General features: G+C 40.2%; 14 protein-coding genes. 7 read left to right on the top strand and 7 right to left on the bottom strand.

What is annotated here, in order from left to right; all coding sequences use genetic code 11:
- Positions 1–21: 21 nt before the first annotated feature.
- The 3 genes from ACRD64_RS04375 to gltB form a co-directional block, all read right to left on the bottom strand.
- On the bottom strand, positions 22–1,263 hold the full coding sequence (locus ACRD64_RS04375) for a PAS domain-containing sensor histidine kinase (protein ID WP_430931994.1): 1,242 nt from the start codon (positions 1,261–1,263) through the stop codon (positions 22–24).
- Between the two features lie 901 nt (positions 1,264–2,164).
- The gene (locus ACRD64_RS04370) at positions 2,165–3,592 is read right to left on the bottom strand and encodes a glutamate synthase subunit beta (RefSeq protein ID WP_430931993.1); all 1,428 of its coding nucleotides are present in this window, start codon (positions 3,590–3,592) and stop codon (positions 2,165–2,167) included.
- A gap of 102 nt (positions 3,593–3,694) precedes the next feature.
- The gene (gltB, locus tag ACRD64_RS04365) at positions 3,695–8,212 is read right to left on the bottom strand and encodes a glutamate synthase large subunit (protein ID WP_430931991.1); all 4,518 of its coding nucleotides are present in this window, start codon (positions 8,210–8,212) and stop codon (positions 3,695–3,697) included.
- 957 nt (positions 8,213–9,169) lie between these two features.
- Here gltB and ACRD64_RS04360 point away from each other — a divergent pair.
- The 7 genes from ACRD64_RS04360 to ACRD64_RS04330 all read left to right on the top strand — a co-directional run bounded on the left by ACRD64_RS04360 (position 9,170) and on the right by ACRD64_RS04330 (position 15,893).
- Positions 9,170–10,174, top strand: coding sequence for an outer membrane beta-barrel protein (locus ACRD64_RS04360; RefSeq protein ID WP_430931990.1), 1,005 nt, complete (start codon positions 9,170–9,172; stop codon positions 10,172–10,174).
- A 206-nt stretch (positions 10,175–10,380) separates the two neighbouring features.
- Positions 10,381–10,725, top strand: a complete 345-nt coding sequence (locus ACRD64_RS04355) for a P-II family nitrogen regulator (protein WP_430931989.1) — start codon at positions 10,381–10,383, stop codon at positions 10,723–10,725.
- Between the two features lie 47 nt (positions 10,726–10,772).
- Positions 10,773–11,966 carry an ammonium transporter gene (locus tag ACRD64_RS04350; RefSeq protein ID WP_430931988.1) on the top strand — a complete coding sequence of 398 codons (1,194 nt, stop codon included), beginning with the start codon at positions 10,773–10,775 and terminating at the stop codon, positions 11,964–11,966.
- A gap of 805 nt (positions 11,967–12,771) precedes the next feature.
- Positions 12,772–12,975 carry a DUF4492 domain-containing protein gene (locus ACRD64_RS04345; protein WP_430931986.1) on the top strand — a complete coding sequence of 68 codons (204 nt, stop codon included), beginning with the start codon at positions 12,772–12,774 and terminating at the stop codon, positions 12,973–12,975.
- 11 nt (positions 12,976–12,986) lie between these two features.
- The gene (locus ACRD64_RS04340) at positions 12,987–14,585 is read left to right on the top strand and encodes a cytochrome ubiquinol oxidase subunit I (RefSeq protein ID WP_430931985.1); all 1,599 of its coding nucleotides are present in this window, start codon (positions 12,987–12,989) and stop codon (positions 14,583–14,585) included.
- Positions 14,585–15,718 carry a cytochrome d ubiquinol oxidase subunit II gene (cydB, locus tag ACRD64_RS04335; RefSeq protein WP_430931984.1) on the top strand — a complete coding sequence of 378 codons (1,134 nt, stop codon included), beginning with the start codon at positions 14,585–14,587 and terminating at the stop codon, positions 15,716–15,718. The genes ACRD64_RS04340 and cydB overlap by 1 nt, the downstream gene beginning before the upstream one ends.
- A 31-nt stretch (positions 15,719–15,749) precedes the next feature.
- On the top strand, positions 15,750–15,893 hold the full coding sequence (locus tag ACRD64_RS04330; protein ID WP_430931983.1) for a hypothetical protein: 144 nt from the start codon (positions 15,750–15,752) through the stop codon (positions 15,891–15,893).
- Between the two features lie 119 nt (positions 15,894–16,012).
- Here ACRD64_RS04330 and ACRD64_RS04325 read toward each other — a convergent pair whose 3' ends face one another.
- The 4 genes from ACRD64_RS04325 to ACRD64_RS04310 are packed head-to-tail and all read right to left on the bottom strand — an operon-like array spanning position 16,013 to position 20,405.
- Positions 16,013–16,741, bottom strand: a complete 729-nt coding sequence (locus ACRD64_RS04325; RefSeq protein ID WP_430931982.1) for a CDP-alcohol phosphatidyltransferase family protein — start codon at positions 16,739–16,741, stop codon at positions 16,013–16,015.
- Positions 16,742–16,787: 46 nt separating this feature from the next.
- A complete protein-coding gene (locus tag ACRD64_RS04320) occupies positions 16,788–19,175 on the bottom strand; it encodes a heavy metal translocating P-type ATPase (protein ID WP_430931981.1) in 2,388 nt (795 codons plus the stop codon).
- A gap of 30 nt (positions 19,176–19,205) precedes the next feature.
- On the bottom strand, positions 19,206–19,958 hold the full coding sequence (locus ACRD64_RS04315; protein ID WP_430931980.1) for a sulfite exporter TauE/SafE family protein: 753 nt from the start codon (positions 19,956–19,958) through the stop codon (positions 19,206–19,208).
- A 6-nt stretch (positions 19,959–19,964) separates the two neighbouring features.
- Positions 19,965–20,405 carry a FixH family protein gene (locus ACRD64_RS04310; RefSeq protein WP_430931979.1) on the bottom strand — a complete coding sequence of 147 codons (441 nt, stop codon included), beginning with the start codon at positions 20,403–20,405 and terminating at the stop codon, positions 19,965–19,967.
- Between the last annotated feature and the right edge of the window lie 30 nt (positions 20,406–20,435).

The following is a 20,435-nucleotide window of genomic DNA, read 5'->3' as shown; positions in this document are numbered from 1 at the left end:
ATGGCCATGTGCTTTTTTCCATCAATTATTTTTGTTGGGTTTCGTGTGGTAAGGTATCGTGAAATTAAATATTGAGCCAATGCCTTCTTCACTTTCTACCCAAATTTTGCCGCCAAGCATTTCCACATAGGCTTTGCTAATCGATAATCCTAAACCTGCGCCTTGTCGAGCCACATTATTGGATATATCAGTTTGAATAAAACGGTCAAATATGGCTTGACACCAGTCTTTGGGGATCCCGATACCGGTATCTTTTACATAAAATTGTATTTGCTTTAGCGAACCCGTCAATTTATACCCAAATTCTATTGAGCCTGCAGATGTAAATTTAATGGCATTTTTAACGAGGTTGGTAAGAATGGCAAATATTTTTTCTCTATCGGTTGTAATGAAGGCATCTATTGTCGGCAAACTGGTTTTTAACGAAAACTCTATTTTTTTGGCTTCAACCTCTGGTTTAAAAAAAGTATAAATATATTCGCACTGCTCGTTGATATTCGTTTCTTTGATATCATATTTCATAAGTCCAGCCTCAATTTTTGAAATATCAATGATATCGTTGATGATACTTAGCATACGGACGCCACTTTGCTCAATTATACGGATGTACTCTTGCTGTTTATGTACAGTCAACTTCTGCGTTCTGAGTATTTCAGCAAAGCCAAGAATACCGTTCATTGGGGTTCTGATTTCGTGACTCATATTGGCAAGAAAAGCTGATTTTAACCTTTCGTTTTCTTCCGCTTGGAGCAATTCTTTTTCTGTCTGTTTTAGTTTGGTAAGGTCAATGTCGATGCAGAACAATTCTTGTTTCCGTCCGGGTATATTAATGATAGAGTGGTTTGAAAAAACCGATACACGTGAGCCGTCCTTTCTTAACAGTGACAATTCGGCCGCAGGAATGGGTTGTCCTGACACGGCCATCTCCTTTATCGCCTTATTTACAAAATCTTTCAATTCGGGCGGTATAATTAAATCCACCACATTCTTGCCAATCGCCTCTTGGGCACTGTATCCATATAATTTCTCAGATGCTCGATTCCAGTATTGTGTTGTGCCATCAGGGCCGTACCCTTGCACGGATATGTTTTCTATATCTTGCAATAAACACCGGAATCGTGCCTCGCTTTGCCTTAAAGCCTCTTCCATTCTATTGCGTTTGGCTATATCTTTTTGATATAAAGCCTTTAAGGCATTATTCTCTCGCTTCAATGCCTGTAACTCTTTAATTAGTTCTGGATCGCTTTTATCTAATTCAATCATGATATCTGCTATTTAATACCGATATTATTTATGGGTTTGGTTAATGAATTGGCACTTGTTCCTGTTACCTATTAAGTTGGATATGGTTTTTATCTCTCATATAATACGTTCACTTAACTTTATAAAACAACTTATACAAAGGATAACAAATCTTTTTATAATTCCTTTTTAGGGAATTGTCATAAGTTATTCTTTGTTGCTTAAATAAAATTCAAGTTTTTGATGGGTTTTAATATATTGAAATTAGAATAAATCCCCAAGTAATACGATAGCTATATATAGCTGATTACTGTGTTATTATGCAACATTTTTTACGGCATCTTTGTCGCGTTAAGCACCTCATTATTTTTTGGCAGGTTTTATCGCATACCGATTACTTCCATATACTGTCTCTGTCTTTAATCGGCTGCTTTGTTTTGATATATGACACTATTCCGTTGACATAACCCCATTTTCGTTCTTTTAACTTGTATAGATGAATGTTAAACCGAATTCTGTCATTAGGAATTTTAAAAATTCAATTGCCAGCGGGCATAAGTCATCTCCGTTGCTAGCGGGATTGAAAATCGTAGATTGCCGTATTTAACCCTCAATATGTATTAGAAAATCTGTGACACACTGAAATTGCTTCAAAACAATACACTTCGTTACCTCACTTCATGGCACCAAAACGATGCTATGCCTTATTTCAGTAAAATCCTGTTTTATTGATCCTAACACATCTGCAACAAAGTTCTATGCATAATCCGGGATTAAGTATTGCATATATTTTGTTATTCGAATTGGAATTTTTAGATAAAGTCTATTGGCCTGTTTGGGTTAAGCAAAAAAAAAAGAAGGCCAACACGACCTTCCTTTTTTTTGCCCATAAGAGAGCTATTCTAATATTGTTTTGTTTCCACTAAACTAAACCAGATAAATAATTATTTACATTTTCCGCCGCCTCTTTACCTTTTTGGATGGCTGTAACCACCAAGCTGGCACCGTTGTGCGAATCGCCCGCCGCAAATACCTTATCAACGCTTGTTTGATAATTGTTATTTATTTTCAAGTTACCTCTTTGATCGGTTTCAATAGCCAATTCTTCCACTACACCTCTGTGTATGGCATGCACAAACCCCATGGATAGGAATACCAGGTCCACATCGATGATTTGTTCCGATCCGGCCACTTCGTTCATTTTCCAGGACCCTTTCTCATCCTTGGTCCATTCTACCTCCACGAGCTCCACTTTTTTAAGGCTACCGTTTGAACCGATAAATTTTTTGGTTGACAAGCTCCATTTACGCTCACAACCTTCTTCGTGCGAAGTGGATGTTTTAAGCGTTGTAGGCCAGTAAGGCCATGGATTTCCGGCAGCCCTTTCCTCCGGTGGTTTAGGCAGAATCTCGATTTGGGTTACACTCCTGGCCTTTTGGCGGTTCGAAGTTCCTACACAATCGGAACCTGTATCACCGCCTCCAATCACCAATACATTCTTACCCTTGGCATCAATACGGTCTTTAACTGCAACTTTCGCACCCCGGTTTACCCTATTTTGTTGTGTAAGAAAATCCATCGCAAAATGAACCCCTTTTAATTCTCGCCCTTCAACAGGTAAATCACGTGGTTGCATAGCTCCAATAGCCAGTACTACCGCATCAAAATCGTTCAATAACTTCGAACCTTTCACATCAAAACCAACATATTGATTGGTTTTAAACTTGATCCCTTCCTGCTGAAACAATTCGAGACGACGATCAATAATTTTTTTGTTCAGCTTAAAGTCAGGGATACCGAAGCGTAACAGGCCACCAATGGCTTCGTCCTTCTCGAATACAGTTACCGTATGTCCCATTTGGTTTAACACATCGGCTGTAGACAAGCCTGCAGGTCCCGAACCAATTACCGCCACTTTTTTTCCGGTGCGCACCTTAGGGATACGAGGCAGAATATAACCTTCTGCAAATGCTTTTTCAACTACCGAAGCTTCGTTTTCGCGGATAGTTACCGATTCCTTGTGAATAGCTAACACACATGATTTCTCACATGGATTGGGACAAATACGTCCCGTAAACTCAGGAAAACTATTGGTTGAATGTAATATATCGCTTGCGAGTTTCCAATCTCCCTTATAAATGGCATCTTGCCATTCCGGAATTTTGCTTCCTACAGGACAAGCCCAGTGACAAAAAGGAATACCACAATCCATACATCTGGATGCCTGCAGTTTTCGATCCTGTTCGTTGAGCGTTTGTTCCACTTCACCATAATCATCAGTACGCTCAGCTACGGGGCGGTAGCCACTCTCCTTTCGTGCTACCTCAATAAAACCTTTTGGATTACCCATATTTATATTTTTTTGAAAAGTTAGTCCAACTGGCCCGCACCCATCATTGAGTACCGGCATGTTTCCGGACTTCCTTCTTTATTCAAGACTTTTGAAAAATTATTATTCGTTTACGAAAGGAGCATCCTCCGTTTCCTTAAGCTTTTGCTCAAGCTCTTTTATTTTAAGCTCCTGAAGTACTTTCTTGTACTCAAAAGGTATAACTTTAATAAACTTTGGCAAATATTTGTTCCAGTTCACCAAAATATCCTGGGCTTTTTCGCTATTGGTGTGCAGCAGGTGCTTATTCAACAAAAACTGAAGTTCTTGCACATCTGCGGCGTCTTCAACCGGCGACAACTCCACCAAGCCTTTATTACAGTAGTATTCGAAATTACCTTCTTCATCCAGCACGTACGCAATACCTCCGCTCATACCTGCGGCAAAGTTTCTACCCGTTTTACCGATAACGACTACTCTACCTCCAGTCATGTATTCACAACAGTGGTCTCCCACTCCCTCAACAACAGCAGAAGCTCCAGAGTTTCGTACACAGAATCGCTCACCGGCCACACCTCGTACATACACACTACCGGACGTGGCTCCATAAAGAACCGTGTTACCAATGATGATATTTTCTTCAGGTTTAAACGTCGATCCTGCCGGTGGAATTACCATAATCTTACCGCCTGAAAGTCCTTTACCGAGATAGTCATTGGCATCTCCTTCCAGCTTAAACGCTAATCCTTTGCTTAGGAAAGCCCCAAAGCTTTGCCCTGCTGAACCGCTAAACTTACAGTTGATGGTGTTTTTAGGCAAGCCTTCTTCACCATATCGCTTACTGACTTCGCCTGATAACATAGAACCAACAGTACGGTCCGTGTTTCCTATTTCTTTGGCAATCCACACTTTAGATTGATTCAACAATGCCGGTTGTGCCTCTTCAATCAACTGCCAATCCATCACTTCATCAATACCATGCTTTTGCACCGATGTATGATGTAAAGGATAGATCTTGGCTTCGTCAGGGAAATGAAGCAGTCTGCTCATATCAATCCCCTTGGTTTTCCAGTTTCCAACTGTCGGATCTTGCTCCATCAAGTCGGTACGTCCGATCACCTCGTCCAATGATTTGTATCCTAACTGTGCCAGATATTCACGAACCTCCTCGGCAATAAAGTTCATGTAGTTAACCACATACTTGTATTTACCTATGAATCGTTTTCTTAACTCAGTATTTTGGGTTGCGATACCCGCAGGACACGTATTCAAATGACACTTTCGCATCATTATACATCCTAAAGTTATTAATGCTGAAGTGGCAAAACCGAATTCCTCAGCGCCAAGAATAGCCATTTTAATGACATCCAATCCTGTTTTTAGCTGACCGTCGGTTTGTAATTTAACCCTACCTCTGAGGTTGTTCATTACCAAAGTCTGCTGGGTCTCAGCCAAACCTACCTCGACCGGCATACCTGCGTGTTTTACAGAACTTGTTGGGGAGGCACCTGTTCCTCCCTCGGTTCCTGCAATCACAATCAGGTCGGCATGGGCTTTGGCCACACCGGCAGCAATTGTTCCTACTCCCGTCTCCGAAACTAACTTAACGCTCACATTCGCTGATGGGTTAGTACATTTCAGGTCGAATATCAACTGGGCCAAATCCTCAATTGAATAAATATCGTGATGGGGAGGAGGCGAAATCAGTGTAATACCCGGGGTCGAATTTCTCAACTTGGCAATAATCTTGTCTACTTTAAATCCCGGCAGCTGACCGCCTTCACCTGGCTTAGCGCCCTGTGCTACTTTGATTTGAAGCTCATCGGCATTCACCAGGTAATTATTGGTTACGCCAAACCTTCCCGAAGCCACCTGTTTGATGGAACTGCGCGCATTCGACTTAAACCTTTCCGCATCTTCGCCACCTTCCCCGGTGTTACTTCTTCCACCTACTTCGTTCATGGCCTTTGCCAATGCGGTATGTGCTTCCTTAGAGATTGAACCGTAGCTCATGGCTCCTGTTACAAACCTCTTGGTTATTTTTTCAACCGACTCAACCTCACTGATATCAATTGGCTGACGGTCTTTTAGTTTTAATAAGCCACGTAAGAACAGAGGGTTTTTATTGTCCTCATCTACAATCTTACTGAACTCTTTAAATTTACTGTAGTCTCCATTAGTTGTTGACCATTGCAACAAGCCAATGGTTTCAGGGTTCCATCCGTGTTTTTCGCCATATTTGCGATAAGCGTAGCTACCTGTGCTGTTCAACAACTCATTAGCAGCTGCCTCCCCATAGGCTTTTTCGTGGAACATTTCCGCCTCACGTGCCAACTCCTCAAATCCTACACCTCCAATTTTAGACGACGTTCCGGTAAAATACTTATCAATGATTTCCTGAGAAATACCTACAGCCTCAAAGATTTGTGCTCCATGATAACTTCTCAAGGTAGAGATACCCATTTTAGAAAGGATTTTCAATAATCCTTTGTCTACCGCCTTGATATAGTTTTCCCGTGCTTCGGCATAACCCATATTAATTTCGCCCTTCTTCACCAAATCGTCAATTGCAGCAAAACTCAAATATGGGTTGATAACACTTGCCCCAAAACCCAGCAACAAGGCATAATGCATTACTTCACGGGCTTCGCCGGTTTCCACCACAAGTCCGGTCTGCATTCGTTTTTTTGTCTTAATTAAATGGTGGTGTACTGCAGCTACGGCTAGCAACGACGGTACAGGTGCCATATCTTTATCGATTTTTCTATCCGATAAAATAACAAAGTTCTTTTTATCGTCAACTGCTTTTTCAGCCGCAGAACACATGGCTTCAATCGCTTTTTTCATTCCATCCCCACCCTCTTTTACAGGGTAAAGCATTGGAATAGTCACCTGTGTAAACTCTTCTCTTCGGTAGTCCTTAATCTTACCCAAATCGGTATTGGTAACAATGGGACTTTCGAACTTGATCAGACGACAGTGCGAAGGTGTATACTCCAGAATATTTTTAGAAGCAGAGCCAATATAGTTGGTCAATGCCATTACCAATCCTTCGCGTATTGGGTCAATAGGCGGGTTGGTAACCTGCGCAAACAACTGACGGAAATAGTTGAATAACCTTTGAGGTTTTTCCGACATGGCGGCTATAGGGGTATCGTTACCCATCGAAGTAATCGGTTCCATGCCGGTTTGCGCCATGGGTGTAATCAAGGTTTCAACATCTTCCTTGGAATAACCGAATGTTTTTAAGTAGGTATTAAAATTATCGATGGATGATTTAACCCTTTGTTTAACTTCTATATCTTTAAGACGAATACGATTTTCTTTCAACCAGTTCTCAAATGGATATTTTTGAGAAATCTGTGCTTTGATTTCCTGGTCAGGAATAATGATGCCCAACTTCGTATCTACCAACAGTAGTTTTCCCGGCTTTAAGCGACCTTTTTCCTTAATTTCTTCCGCAGCAAAAGTCTGCACGCCCACTTCAGAACCCATAATAATCATATCGTTCTTTGTAATCACATAACGTGATGGGCGTAAACCGTTCCTATCCAGGGTACCTCCAATGTAACGTCCATCGGAAAAAACGATGGATGCAGGACCATCCCAAGGTTCCATAATTGTGGAATGGAACTCATAATATGCCTTTAGACTTTTGGGTATCGGGTTTTTGTCGTTCCATGACTCCGGAATAAGCATACTTAATGCTTGTGGCAAACTCCTTCCGGTCAGGAACAAGAATTCCAATACGTTATCCAGTGAGGCGGAATCACTTTTGCCCGGCTCAATTACCGGGAAAATCTTTTTCAAATCTTCTCCAAAAAGATCGGATTTCAACAGGGACTCGCGTGCTTGCATCCACAAACGGTTACCCTTAATGGTGTTAATTTCACCATTGTGCGCCATAATGCGGAAAGGTTGAGCCAAATCCCATGCCGGGAAAGTATTGGTACTAAACCTGGAGTGAACCAATGAGATGGCACTCTTCAGTTTTGGATTTTGAAGATCCAGGAAATAGGCACCTACCTGGTCAGGTGTTAACATCCCTTTATAAATAAATATCTTGCTAGATAAAGACGGAATGTAAAAGGCCTCTTTTTCTTTCAGTTCCGATTCCCTGATCTTTCTTTCAGTTACCTTACGGGCAATATAAAGCTTACGTTCCAGTTTATTCTGTTCGTAATTGCCTTTCACAAAAACCTGGCGAATTCTGGGCTCGGTTCTTTTTGCAATTTCCCCTATCACACTGCCATCTACCGGAACATCACGATATCCAATCAGCTCCAGCCCCTCTTCCAGTAAGCTGGCATTCAATATTTCCTGACAAAGTAACGCTACCCTGTTTTCTTCGGGCAAGAATAACAATCCCGTACCATACTTACCTGGTTCCGGTAATTCAAAACCTAGTGAACTACAAAATTCATGCGGCACTTGTATCAATATTCCGGCTCCATCACCGGATTTATTATCTGAACTTTCTGCACCCCTGTGCGTCATGTTAACCAACACCTCAAGACCCCTGTTGACAATATCATGCGACTGTTGTCCTTTGATATTTGCCACAAAACCTATCCCACAGTTATCATGCTCATTGGCAGGGTCGTACAACCCTATTGCCTTTGGAAATCTCTTTTGCATCATATCTACATATTAATAAAGAAGGAATAATACTGAAACCTGATCCACCAAGCGTAGCAGTCAATCTCCCATTTCAATCATCTCCCTGGCTCTTGTCAAACCATTAGACACTAACCCTTATAAGATGACAATTATAATTTTTTCAACATATTTACTTTGAAAACGAAGCAAAAATAGCATTTTCGATTATATATTCCAAGATGCGACCTATAATATACGTTAAAAGATGACTTATTTGATGCATTTTACATGACATTTGTCATGCGGTAGATAAAAAAGCTAGGCGTTAACCACTGAATTACTAGCTGTTACCAATATGTGTATAAAATACAGAATGTGTGCATATATATTCATTCTGTTTTTTGTTGGAAACGAAGATAGTTGGCAGTTCTATTCGTAATCGGGATCAATCTTACTCAGACAAACTAATTCGACATCAACTCAAAGTGTACCGTAAAGATATGAACAACCAGGAATGACAACCAATACTTTCGTAAAATCACTCCAATAATAATTAATAATAATAATAATAATAAGCGCGGCAGATTAACTTGCAGATAGATAAACATCATCACTTTTGCCCTAACAATAGACGCATCGTCCGACACGAGTGTGAAAAGGTCAAATAAAATTATTGGGATGACAAGGTTACCATTTATATCACTTTTTCTTTACCTACCTCAATTTAAAACATAAAGCTATAACTATTAATGCGTTTTTACTTTCAGATCGTTACTTTTTATAGGGTATAATTTACTTTTTTACATCTTTTAATAAAATTACCCCCTAAATTATTTGGGTAGAATTAAAAAAAACCACATTTTTGTAGCGTAACTATTGAAAAACGATACCCCAACAAGGAAAAAGTTCCTTTTATATAATGATCACCCCAACAACAACACCCCTTCGTTTTTCCAGAATTACAAATTATATGTGTAACCTATATTAATACCTATTAAAATGAAAAAAGTAATTTTATTTTTTGCCGTTGTTTTAGCTTTTGGAGCAACAACATTGAAGGCACAAGAAGAATCTTCTAAAGTAGAAATCACAGGTTCTGTAGATACTTATTTTAAGTATGACTTTTCTGGTGAAAGCCAAATTCCAACCTCTTTTGCGGACGAGCAAAATTCAATTTCAATTGGTATGATTGATTTAGGATTCGCCAAAACAGTTGGCAAAGCAAGTTTCTACGGAGAATTATCTTTTGGCCCTAGAAGCGCACAATCTATTCCAATGGACGGTGGTATCAACATCCAAAATCTTTATGTTAGTTATGCATTAAGCGATGCTGTTTCATTAACAGGGGGTTATATGGGTACTTTTGTAGGATATGAAGTTATCTCTCCTGCTGCTAACTTTAACTACTCAACTTCTTACCTGTTCTCAGCCGGACCGTTTCAAAATGCAGGTTTTAAAATGGACTGGGCTATTGCCGATGGAGTTGGTTTGATGGTAGGATTATTTAATGACTGGAACGTGTATCAGGAAATAGATGGCATTTCGGATTTTGGGGCTCAACTTTCACTTTCTCCAGTTGAAGGATGGGACGCTTACATTAACTTTTTAACTGGTCCTGATTCAGGCACTATTTTAGACCTAACTACAGGGTATCAGATTACTGACGATTTTTACCTGGGATTAAATGCTGCTGATTTTTCTGCAGCAGAAGGAGATGGCGGATATACAGGATTCGCACTATACCCACAATATAGCTTTTCAGACAAAGTTGCTTTAGGTTATAGAGCTGAGTATTTTAAGGAAAAAGAAGTGGCTGAGTCATGGATGGTAGGTACGGAAAGTGTATTTTCTAGCACGCTCACATTAAACTTCTACGAAGGACCCTTTACTTTCTCTTCTGAGATTAGATTAGATTCTGCAAAAGATGAGATCTTCAGCAAAGAAAATGGTGATCCTACCAAATCAGCTACACAATTCTTATTAGCTGCTATTTATTCATTCTAAAAAAAGACTTTAAAATTTAAAAGAAGGTGAGGTAGTTGCTTTTGCGCTCATTTCTCAATACTTGAAAACCAAGCGATTGTTCTCTCCAATATGCGTTAAATTAAAGAAAGGGTAATTTTTCCTCCTTTTGTTTCCAATGCAAAACAATTGTTTCACCTTCTTTTGTTAAAAATATAAATAGTTCAAATAACTATAATAAAATTATCATGAAAAAAATTGAAGCTATTATCAGATTAACACGATACGAAAATGTAAAAAAGGCCCTTGAGGAGCAAGACATTACTTTCTTTTCGTACTGGGATGTTAGAGGTACCGGAACCGCCAGGGAAGGTCACTTATACAGAGGTACCGTTTATGACACAAGTATTATCGAGCGTCGCCTGATTTCTATTATCGTACGCGATGAAAACCTGGACAAAACAGTACAAGCACTGATGTCTGCTGCCAGAAGCGGCGAAATAGGTGACGGTAGAATATTCGTAACCGAGGTTGAAGAAACTTACAGAATTCGCACTGGCGAATCCGGACCGGAAACACTTTATATCAAGTAAACAACCTATTATTAATCTGATTTAAAAAACATTAAAAGACAAATATTATGGATGCAAACGCAGCTTTAGATATATTATGGATACTGGTAGCTGGTATTTTAGTATTTTTTATGCAGGCAGGATTTGCCTTGGTTGAGGCAGGTTTTACAAGGGCCAAAAACGTAGGAAACATTATCATGAAAAACTTCATGGACTTTTCTTTTGGCTCATTGTTGTTCTGGATCATCGGTTACAGTATCATGTACGGTGGCGAAGGTGCTTTCTTTGGCGCTTTCGACTTGTTCTACAACGTTGATGGCGACTACCACAACCTCTTCTTTCAAACAGTTTTTGCTGCAACTGCCGCAACAATTGTATCAGGGGCCATGGCCGAACGAACAAAATTTAGTACTTACCTGATATATTCTGTTGTTATTACAGGTATCATCTATCCTATCTCAGGACACTGGGTTTGGGGAGGTGGATGGCTATCTACTTTGGAAACACCATTCCATGACTTCGCCGGTTCAACTGTTGTTCACTCTGTGGGTGGATGGATGGCCTTGGCAGGAGCCTGGACCATAGGCCCTCGTCTTGGCAAATACAATGGCGGCACGAATGCCATACCTGGTCACAACATGGTATTAGGTGCACTTGGTGTATTCATTCTTTGGTTGGGATGGTTTGGATTTAACCCCGGATCACAATTAGCTATCAGCGGTGATAATGCCAATGCAGTAGCAAAAATATTTATTACAACAAACTTAGCCGCAGCAGCTGGTGCTGTTGTTACCATGTTTGTAACTTGGTTCCGTTACGGAAAACCAGACCTTTCTATGACACTGAACGGCGCCTTAGCCGGTTTGGTTGGAATTACCGCGGGTTGTGATATTGTAAGCCCGGGTGGAGCCGCTATTATCGGTGCTCTTGCAGGTCTTATTGTAGTATTCTCTATCGAATTTCTAGATAAGAAACTAAGAGTGGATGATCCCGTAGGTGCTATTTCAGTGCACGGTGTATGTGGTGCCCTAGGTACATTACTTGTAGGCTTACTTGCTACAGACGGTGGTCTTTTGTATGGTGGCGGTGCCTCTTTATTGATAAGTCAGGCCATCGGTGTTCTTGTAATTGGCGCATGGGCCTTCGGTTTAGGTTTAATCTTATTCCAGGTACTTAAAGCAACAATTGGACTTAGAGTTTCTGAGCAAGAAGAAAGAGAAGGTCTTGATATACATGAGCACGGGCAGAGTTCTTACAATTAATCTTTGGAACAAAGCACAGTTTAAATTAGCACATAACCATAGCTTTTAAATACTTGATGTTAGCAGCCGGGAATTTTCCGGCTGCTTTTTTTATGCGCTGACTTACCATTTTTCGATTGTAATTCATACTGATTTACAACTTACAAAGCGTTAAATCCGGATTATGCATTAGAAACTTCGTCGTGAACATTGAAAGTGCAATAGAACAAGGCTTTACTGAAACGAGGCATAACTTGTCCCGATTACTTTTGGGAGCATCGTTATGGTGAGTTGAAGTGAAGCAGCGGAGTATCTTGTTTTAGGGTACTTCAATATTCATTATTCGAATCAAGGGTTAGAATAAAAGTTCCACCCATTCAGGGTTGTGATTCCATTGCCTTTTTTCCCTGGGTTTCACCCAGGGTTATTCAAGGTTTAACCACTACGTGGTTGATTTATATGAATTCTTATATCAACAAAGATATAATCAAGCCTCATAAAAAACTCCGAATGGGGTTTAATATGAATAACCGCGGGTGAAACCCGTGGATTCATAATCATGTAGACCGGGTACCCTGAAAGGGTTCAACTCTTCGAATTCATTACATATCTATATTAATTCAGGATACACCCTGTATCTTTTCCACTTTTTCGAACAGAAGCCTGCGGCAACGAAACATCAAAATTAAGATTATTGAACTTTCAAACATAATTCCCTATATTACCACTCTCTAATTAATTACGGAAAAAAATCTTTAATTTTTCTTAAATCAAAAAACAAATGTCGCTTACACTTGTTTTTTCATGACAAATAATCAAACAAGTGATGAAGAAAATTATCGACTTCTACTTAAATGGCTTTAAAAATTTACCCGATTGGGCCAGGTCCATGTGGTTTATTATTCTGATAAAACTGTTTATCATTTTTGTAGTGTTTAAGGTTTTCTTCTTTCAGAACAAGTTAAAAAAAGATTTTAACACAGACACTGAAAGGGCAGATCACGTTATTGAACAAATTACAACACCGTAAAATATTTTTAAATGTTAGAATCTGTAGACTTATCATTGGTCAATTGGTCCAGAGCTCAATTTGCATTGACGGCCATGTACCATTGGATTTTTGTGCCGTTGACACTTGGGTTGGGACTCATCATCGCTTTTATGGAGACCATCTACGTTAAAACCGGCCATCCCGAATGGAAGAGAATCACCAAATTCTGGATGAAACTGTTTGGGATCAACTTCGCTATTGGCGTGGCTACCGGAATTATCCTCGAGTTTGAGTTCGGAACCAACTGGAGTAATTACTCCTGGTTTGTGGGGGACATTTTTGGTGCGCCTCTTGCCATTGAAGGCATTATGGCTTTTTTTATGGAAAGCACCTTTATTGCCGTTATGTTTTTTGGATGGGGGAAAGTGAGCAAAAAATTCCACCTTACCGCCACATGGTTAACAGCTATCGGCGCAAACCTTTCGGCAGTGTGGATATTGGTGGCCAATGCCTGGATGCAGGATCCTCAAGGAATGAAATTTAATCCTGACACGGCGCGTAACGAGATGATTAACTTTTGGGATATTTTTCTCTCTCAAAGTGCCGTAACCAAATTTTTACATACCACAACTTCAGGTTTTGTTCTAGCCGCTATTTTTGTGGTGGGCGTTAGCGCTTGGTTTTTACTCAAAAAAAGGGAAATACTTTTTGCCAAAAGAAGCATTGTTGTTGCGGCCACCTTTGGCGTTATTTCCTCGATCATGCTGATTGCGTCAGGTGATAGCTCAGCCCGCGAAATGGCCGAAAAACAACCCATGAAATTTGCTGCCATGGAGGCACTATACGAGGGTACAACCAACGCTCCTTTGATTGCTATCGGAATTATTGGAGACCCCCAGGACGACCCGATGGACAGCACGGCAAAAGAAGATTTCAGGATCAAAATAGAAATTCCAAACATGCTTTCTTATATGGCCTTTTTAAAACCGGATGCTTATGTTGCAGGAATAAAAGACTTAATCCTGGGCAACGAATCAAGAGGCATCATGTCCTATAAAGAAAAGATCCGACGCGGTTACGAAGCGCAACAAACCCTTGTCGCCTATAAAAAGGCACAAAAGGAAAATAGCCCAACGCTGGCCGACTTAAGGGCTAAATTTGACAACGACGAATGGATTAACAATTATTTTAAATACTTCGGGTACGGAAGCTATTACGATCCAGATCCGGTTCAACTAGAGAAAAACGCTTTTAAAATGATACCTCCCATTTCGCTTACTTTTTACGCTTTTCATATAATGGTTATTTTGGGCGGGCATTTTCTTATATTATTTATTATTATCCTGTGGCTATTATTCAAAAACAAACTGGAGAGCAATAAAATAGTGCTTTGGACTGCCGTATGGACCATCCCTTTGGTTTACATCGCTTCCGAGGCGGGGTGGGTAGTTGCCGAGGTAGGCCGGCAGCCTTGGGTTATCCAGGATTTAATGACAACCGCCCAGGCAGTTTCGCAGATTGACTCAAGTTCAGTGATGATCACCTTTTTCCTGTTTGCCATCACCTTTACCGCATTGTTGATTGCCGAAATAAAAATATTGACCAAACAAATTAAATTAGGACCTAAAAAAGAAAGGAGACTTCAGTAATGTTCGAAGAATTATCGCACTTAGCACTACAGCAATATTGGTGGTTCCTGGTTTCGTTATTGGGGGCCATCCTGGTATTCCTGATGTTTGTCCAGGGTGGGCAGACTTTGATATCCGCCCTAGGTAAATCCAAGGATGAAAAAACCATTTTGGTGAACGCTCTTGGACGCAAATGGGAATTTACGTTCACCACACTCGTTACCTTCGGAGGGGCGTTTTTTGCATCCTTCCCGTTATTTTACAGCACCAGTTTTGGAGGTGCCTACTGGGTTTGGATGATCATCCTATTTGCTTTTATTATTCAGGCCATTTCATACGAGTTCCGCAACAGACCCGGCAATGTGTACGGCCCTAAAACTTATGAAACCTTTCTGTTCATCAACGGCTTGATCGGCACCATATTTATAGGAACAGCAGTATCTACGTTCTTTACCGGCTCTAATTTCTCGGTAAATGAATACAATCAATCAAAATGGGACAATGGCTTTCACGGTCTTGAGGCTGCCTTGAACCTACATAATTTATCTCTCGGGTTCACTGTTTTCTTTTTGGCCAGAGTATTGGCCATTCTTTATTTTATGAATGCTGTGGATCAGAAAGAAATATTAGAACGGGCCAAAAAGCAGCTTTTGAGCAACGGAATCCCGTTTGTGGTTTTGTTTTTAACCTTTACCGTTTGGCTGCTGGTAAGGGATGGATTTGCGGTGAACCCAGATACCAAAGAAGTATTTTTACAACCTTTTAAGTATTTCAACAACTTAATTGAGATGCCGTTCGTTGGCATTGGATTCGTGGCCGGAGTGATACTGGTATTGTATGGAATAATAACCAGCTACTTAAAACCTAACACCAATGGAATTTGGTTTAGCGGGGCAGGTACAGTTATTACCGTTTTGATGTTATTTCTGTTGGCAGGATTTAACAACACTTCGTTTTATCCATCCATTAGCAGTTTACAGAGTTCACTGACCATCGAAAATGCCAGTTCCAGTCACTTTACCTTAACTGCGATGAGTTACGTTTCGCTGATGATTCCCTTTGTAATCGCATACATCTGGTACGTGTGGAAAGCCATCAACAACCGCAAGATCGATCAGGAAGAAATCGAATCGGATGATATACATATTTACTAGTTAAGAGATTTGGTATAATAAATTTAATCACATGAAATATTTACACGAAATACTATGGTACCTAAGCTGGCCTTTACTTATAATTATCAGCTATCAGGCCGTTAAATGGGCACTTAAAAAGTTTGAAAAAACCAACCTTGAAAAGTCAAACAATGCCGACTATTTTGATATCTAGCTATTAAATAATATCAATCAACTGTTAAGCCCCAGGAAGTTCTTGGGGCTTTTTATGTTATTAACATATGCCTAGTCCTGAAATAGCGTTAAAGAATTTTTACTTACCTTGACATAAGCTTATTTCACCACCAACTTAACCATGGAAAAACTCACGTACAAAGCAATTGCAACGGCTATACCCCCCATTCCTAACCAAATAAGAAAAAACAAACTTGCCGCCAGCAAAATATATTTATCCGCATTATTAAGAAAACCGAAGTTTTTAAACTTCAGTGAGAACATGGGAATTTCAGAAATCAGCAAAAACGAAAATAGCGGAACAAAAGCCAACAGCATCCATTGGTTTTGCAATAAATCAAACAGCCATCCGCTACCACTATCAAACACAAAAGCCAGTGAAGCTAAAAACATACCTGTTGCGGTGGTTGTCAGTCCAATGAAGCTTTCCGATTGACGGGTATCCACATTAAACTTTGCCAGACGTAATCCTGAAAATACCGTAGCAACAAAAGGGGATAAAATCAAAATTTGAGTTGTTGGTAGCTGCACAAAAAAGTCGGCCTCGAAACTACCCAACATCACTTTTTTGAGCATCATATGCAGCATCACCATGGGCGCAAACCCGAAACTTACCATGTCGGCCAGCGAATCCAACTCTTTACCCATAGGAGAATAAGCTTTTAGTGCACGCGCTGCAAAACCATCCGAAAAATCGAACAACGCGCCTACAAAAAGCAAAACGGAAGCTTCCATTAACATTCCATGAAAAGCCGTAAAAACACTCAACGTACCACAAAACAAGTTGAGACTGGTTAAAAAATTAGGGACATGTTTAAATATAGTCATTAGACATTAATCGTTACACATTAGACTTTCAATAAAAGCCTAATCGTTATTTTAATATTTTTGTTCCTGCCAGGCGGGTTTTAAATGTTGTATAAGCCACCACCGTAATGGAGCTCACAGGCATTAATATCGCGGCAACTACAGGGGACATATTCCCTGTGATTGCAAATCCTAACCCTATGACATTATAAAAAAACGAAATTAAAAAACTTTGCTTAACAATGGTCAAACTTTTTTGGGCAAAACGGATATATTGATGAAAGTTCCTAAACTTAGAGGCTTCGAGGATGGCATCGCCAGCCGGGGAAAAATGATAGATATCGTCGGCCAGGGAAAGCGCCACATCACTACTCATAAAAGCCCCTGAATCGTTCAACCCATCTCCGGTCATCAAAACCGATTTACCTTTCTGTTTTAAATCCGTAATAAAATTCATCTTATCCTGTGGTTTCTGCTCAAAATACATCCTGTCATTCCCGAACATTTCCCTCAAGTTTTCTTTCTCGGCATCGTTATCCCCTGATAGCAAGTAAAGATCGTACTTACTCTTTAGGCTATCGATAACATTTTTTATTCCCTGCCTGTATTTATTCCCAATTTTAAAATACCCTTTTATTTTTCCATCGATAGATAAATACACCGAGGAAGGTGCCGGTTTAATGTTAAGGTGACTCACCTCATCAACATACTCCAATGCTCCCAGCTTTATTCGTGCATCCTCAATAGTTGCAAATATTCCCCTTCCGGCTACTTCTGAATATCCGGTTGTTTCGTGCACTTTAACATCTGTATAAAAAGAACTGATAGCATTGCTCAATGGATGTGTAGATTGCCGCGCCAACGAAACTGCTTTGGACAATTCTTCCTGCCTGAGATCCAAGCCTACAAATACAACCTTGCTTTCCTCCGGTTTGGTTAATGTACCCGTTTTATCAAAAACAATCGTATCGATATGTGTTAACCGTTCAATAACGCTTGTATTTTTAATATATAAACCTTTCTCCCCAAAAATACGCATGGCACTGCCAAAAGTAAAAGGTATGGATAGGGCCAAGGCACACGGGCAGGCTACAATAAGTACCGAGGTCAGCACCAATAAAGCGGTTTTAAAACTATCCAGATACAACCAGGTGCAAAAGCCAGCCAGTGCGATAATGATTACGGCGAGGGTGAACTTGCCGCTGATTTTATCCACGATCGAAGTAAGTGATTTTGGGCCAGACTCGTTTTTCCGGCTTTGATTCCACAATTGGGTCAGGTGACTCTGAGCTACCTCCTTGATGACCTTAACCGTTATGGCACCGCTAGTTTGGACACCTCCTGCATACAAGAAATCATCTTTCTTCTTTAAAACCGGCGCCGACTCACCGGTCACAAAACTGTAATCCACCAATGCAGTTCCATCCACCAATGTAGAATCGGCCGGAATCAGCTCCTTGTTTCTGATCAACAAACAATCCCCTACTTTAACTTCTTCCAAAAGAACACTTTCCTCTTGTCCGTTAAGGCGGGTCACCGCTACCGGAAAATACGATTTGTAATCGCGGTCAAAAGCCAGTGCCTGATAGGTTTTACTCTGATACCATCTACCCAGCAATAAAAAGAATAGAAAACCGGAGAGGCTATCGGAATATCCAGGGCCAATACCCATTACAACCTCATAACTGGTGACAAAAAACAAAGCCAAAATACCGATAGCTATGGGTAATTCAATATTAACGATTCCCTTCACCAGATTTTTTGCAGCCGAGATCAGATAATCGCTACCGCTATAAAACACCAGAGGAAAAGTGAGTACATACATCAGGTAGTACAAAAAGGTACCAAAGGTACCTTCGATAGGTTCACCGTTGAAATACTCGGGCAAGCTGTACAGCATGACGTTTCCAAACACAAAACCGGCAACGCCAATTTTATATAGCAAACTTTTATTTTGAGGCTTATCCCCTTTTTTGCTTTCCAGGTTCTGAAGTGAAATATCCGGAACATAATGGATGGAAACCAGTAATTCCACCAGTTCGCGCAATGACATTATATTTGTGTCGAAACTTACGGTATATTTCTTTTGGACAAAATTTACGGTCGCATACTTTACCCCCTCGTTTAATTTGCTCAGATGCTCCAACAACCATATGCACGAAGCGCAGTGTATCGAAGGAATATAAAACGTGACTTTGGCTATTCCGTTTTCGAAAAACTCGTATAGCTTTTCTTTTACTTCATCCTTATCCAAATAAGCATATTTGCTTAAATGCGGGGCTTCGTTCAATCGAATACCCGGCTGCTTTTGAAATTCGTAGTATTGCTGCATCTGGCTATCATTTAATAGCTGATAGACAGACCAACACCCGTTACAACAGAACTTTTTATCGTTCCATTTTACTGGATGCGCACCACAGTCGGCACCACAATGAATACACTTATTATCTGACATCGGATAACTTAAACAGAACTCAATTAAATTTTACTCTTCTTCGGCATGACAACATGCACCCTTCACCGCTTCATTGGCAACACCTTCTTCATGTTTCATGTGCACTTGGGGGTTTAGCTTTGTTTCTGGCGGACTTAAATACGGGATCCCCAAACTTAAACCTCGAAGCATAAAGATAACTCCAATTACCACAACCAGGACCGGAATTAACTTATTAATTCTTTCCCGGACTTTTAAACCCACCAAGTTACCAATCAGGGAAATTCCTAACATGAGAGGCAATGTACCTAACCCGAACAAAACCATAAACAACGTTCCGGTGGTTACATCTCCCGTACCAATAGCTCCTGCAATGGCCAGGTAAACCAGGCCGCAAGGCAAAAGACCATTCAGTAACCCAATAAAAAAAAGCCTTCCAAACGATTTCTTAACAAAGAGCTTCTGTATTCCTTTTCTTATCAAACCTGCTATTGGAATATTTGCGCCATTCACATTTTTAAACAAAGAAGGTATCAATACCGAGGCAATCATCAATGCCCCCATGATTACCGAAACCCATTGCTGAAATCCTACCAGGGAAAGGCCTTGTCCTATTATCCCAAAAAATGCGCCCATAATACCATAAGTGACAGTACGGCCAATATTGTACATTAAACCACCACTAACCTTGGCAACTGCACCTTTTCCGTACAGCGGTAAGCTAAGTGCAATGGGGCCACACATTCCTGCGCAATGCACACTCCCCATAATACCTAAAACAAAGCCTGATAATATTATTTCCATAGCTATTTATCTAACCACAAAATCTTTTGACACCTTGTATTTATTATCGCTCTCATTCCACGAAACCGACACGTTGTACCTGCCCTTTATTAATTTACTATTCGGCACAAAAAGTTCTTTTTTCCCTTGATCAAGCCATAATTTAACATCATCTTTTTTTCCTGAAGGACGATAAAAATAAACATCCTTACCTTTAGGCAAGTTGGCCACAGAAGAGGCCAGCTCAATCACTACCCCATCTTCTACATTAACAATGGAGATGCTGTCCCGATAAATGGCAGAGCGTTTGTTAATATCCATTGTTAAACTATACTCAGCTCCTTGTCGATAATAATCTTTAGTTACCAGGTCGTTATTTTCCCCCAAAGTAAAAATTACAAAAGAGATGATCCATGTAAAAAAGATGACGAAGAAAACTATAATCCCATGTCCCCAATTAAATTTCATATTCTTTCTATTCGTATTAAGATTTACCTG

It is taken from the genome of Saccharicrinis sp. 156 (assembly GCF_050589685.1).
GTDB lineage: Bacteria > Bacteroidota > Bacteroidia > Bacteroidales > Marinilabiliaceae > Saccharicrinis.
This window is presented reverse-complemented; position numbering and strand designations above follow the sequence as displayed.

Coding starts and splice junctions, on each gene's coding strand:
- ACRD64_RS04330 (WP_430931983.1), top strand. CDS start 15,750: ATGAAATATTTACACGAAATACTATGGTACCTAAGCTGGCCTTTACTT.
- ACRD64_RS04310 (WP_430931979.1), bottom strand. CDS start 20,405: ATGAAATTTAATTGGGGACATGGGATTATAGTTTTCTTCGTCATCTTT.
- ACRD64_RS04340 (WP_430931985.1), top strand. CDS start 12,987: ATGTTAGAATCTGTAGACTTATCATTGGTCAATTGGTCCAGAGCTCAA.
- ACRD64_RS04360 (WP_430931990.1), top strand. CDS start 9,170: ATGAAAAAAGTAATTTTATTTTTTGCCGTTGTTTTAGCTTTTGGAGCA.
- ACRD64_RS04370 (WP_430931993.1), bottom strand. CDS start 3,592: ATGGGTAATCCAAAAGGTTTTATTGAGGTAGCACGAAAGGAGAGTGGC.
- ACRD64_RS04350 (WP_430931988.1), top strand. CDS start 10,773: ATGGATGCAAACGCAGCTTTAGATATATTATGGATACTGGTAGCTGGT.
- ACRD64_RS04355 (WP_430931989.1), top strand. CDS start 10,381: ATGAAAAAAATTGAAGCTATTATCAGATTAACACGATACGAAAATGTA.
- ACRD64_RS04345 (WP_430931986.1), top strand. CDS start 12,772: ATGAAGAAAATTATCGACTTCTACTTAAATGGCTTTAAAAATTTACCC.
- ACRD64_RS04375 (WP_430931994.1), bottom strand. CDS start 1,263: ATGATTGAATTAGATAAAAGCGATCCAGAACTAATTAAAGAGTTACAG.
- ACRD64_RS04325 (WP_430931982.1), bottom strand. CDS start 16,741: ATGACTATATTTAAACATGTCCCTAATTTTTTAACCAGTCTCAACTTG.
- cydB (WP_430931984.1), top strand. CDS start 14,585: ATGTTCGAAGAATTATCGCACTTAGCACTACAGCAATATTGGTGGTTC.
- ACRD64_RS04320 (WP_430931981.1), bottom strand. CDS start 19,175: ATGTCAGATAATAAGTGTATTCATTGTGGTGCCGACTGTGGTGCGCAT.
- ACRD64_RS04315 (WP_430931980.1), bottom strand. CDS start 19,958: ATGGAAATAATATTATCAGGCTTTGTTTTAGGTATTATGGGGAGTGTG.
- gltB (WP_430931991.1), bottom strand. CDS start 8,212: ATGATGCAAAAGAGATTTCCAAAGGCAATAGGGTTGTACGACCCTGCC.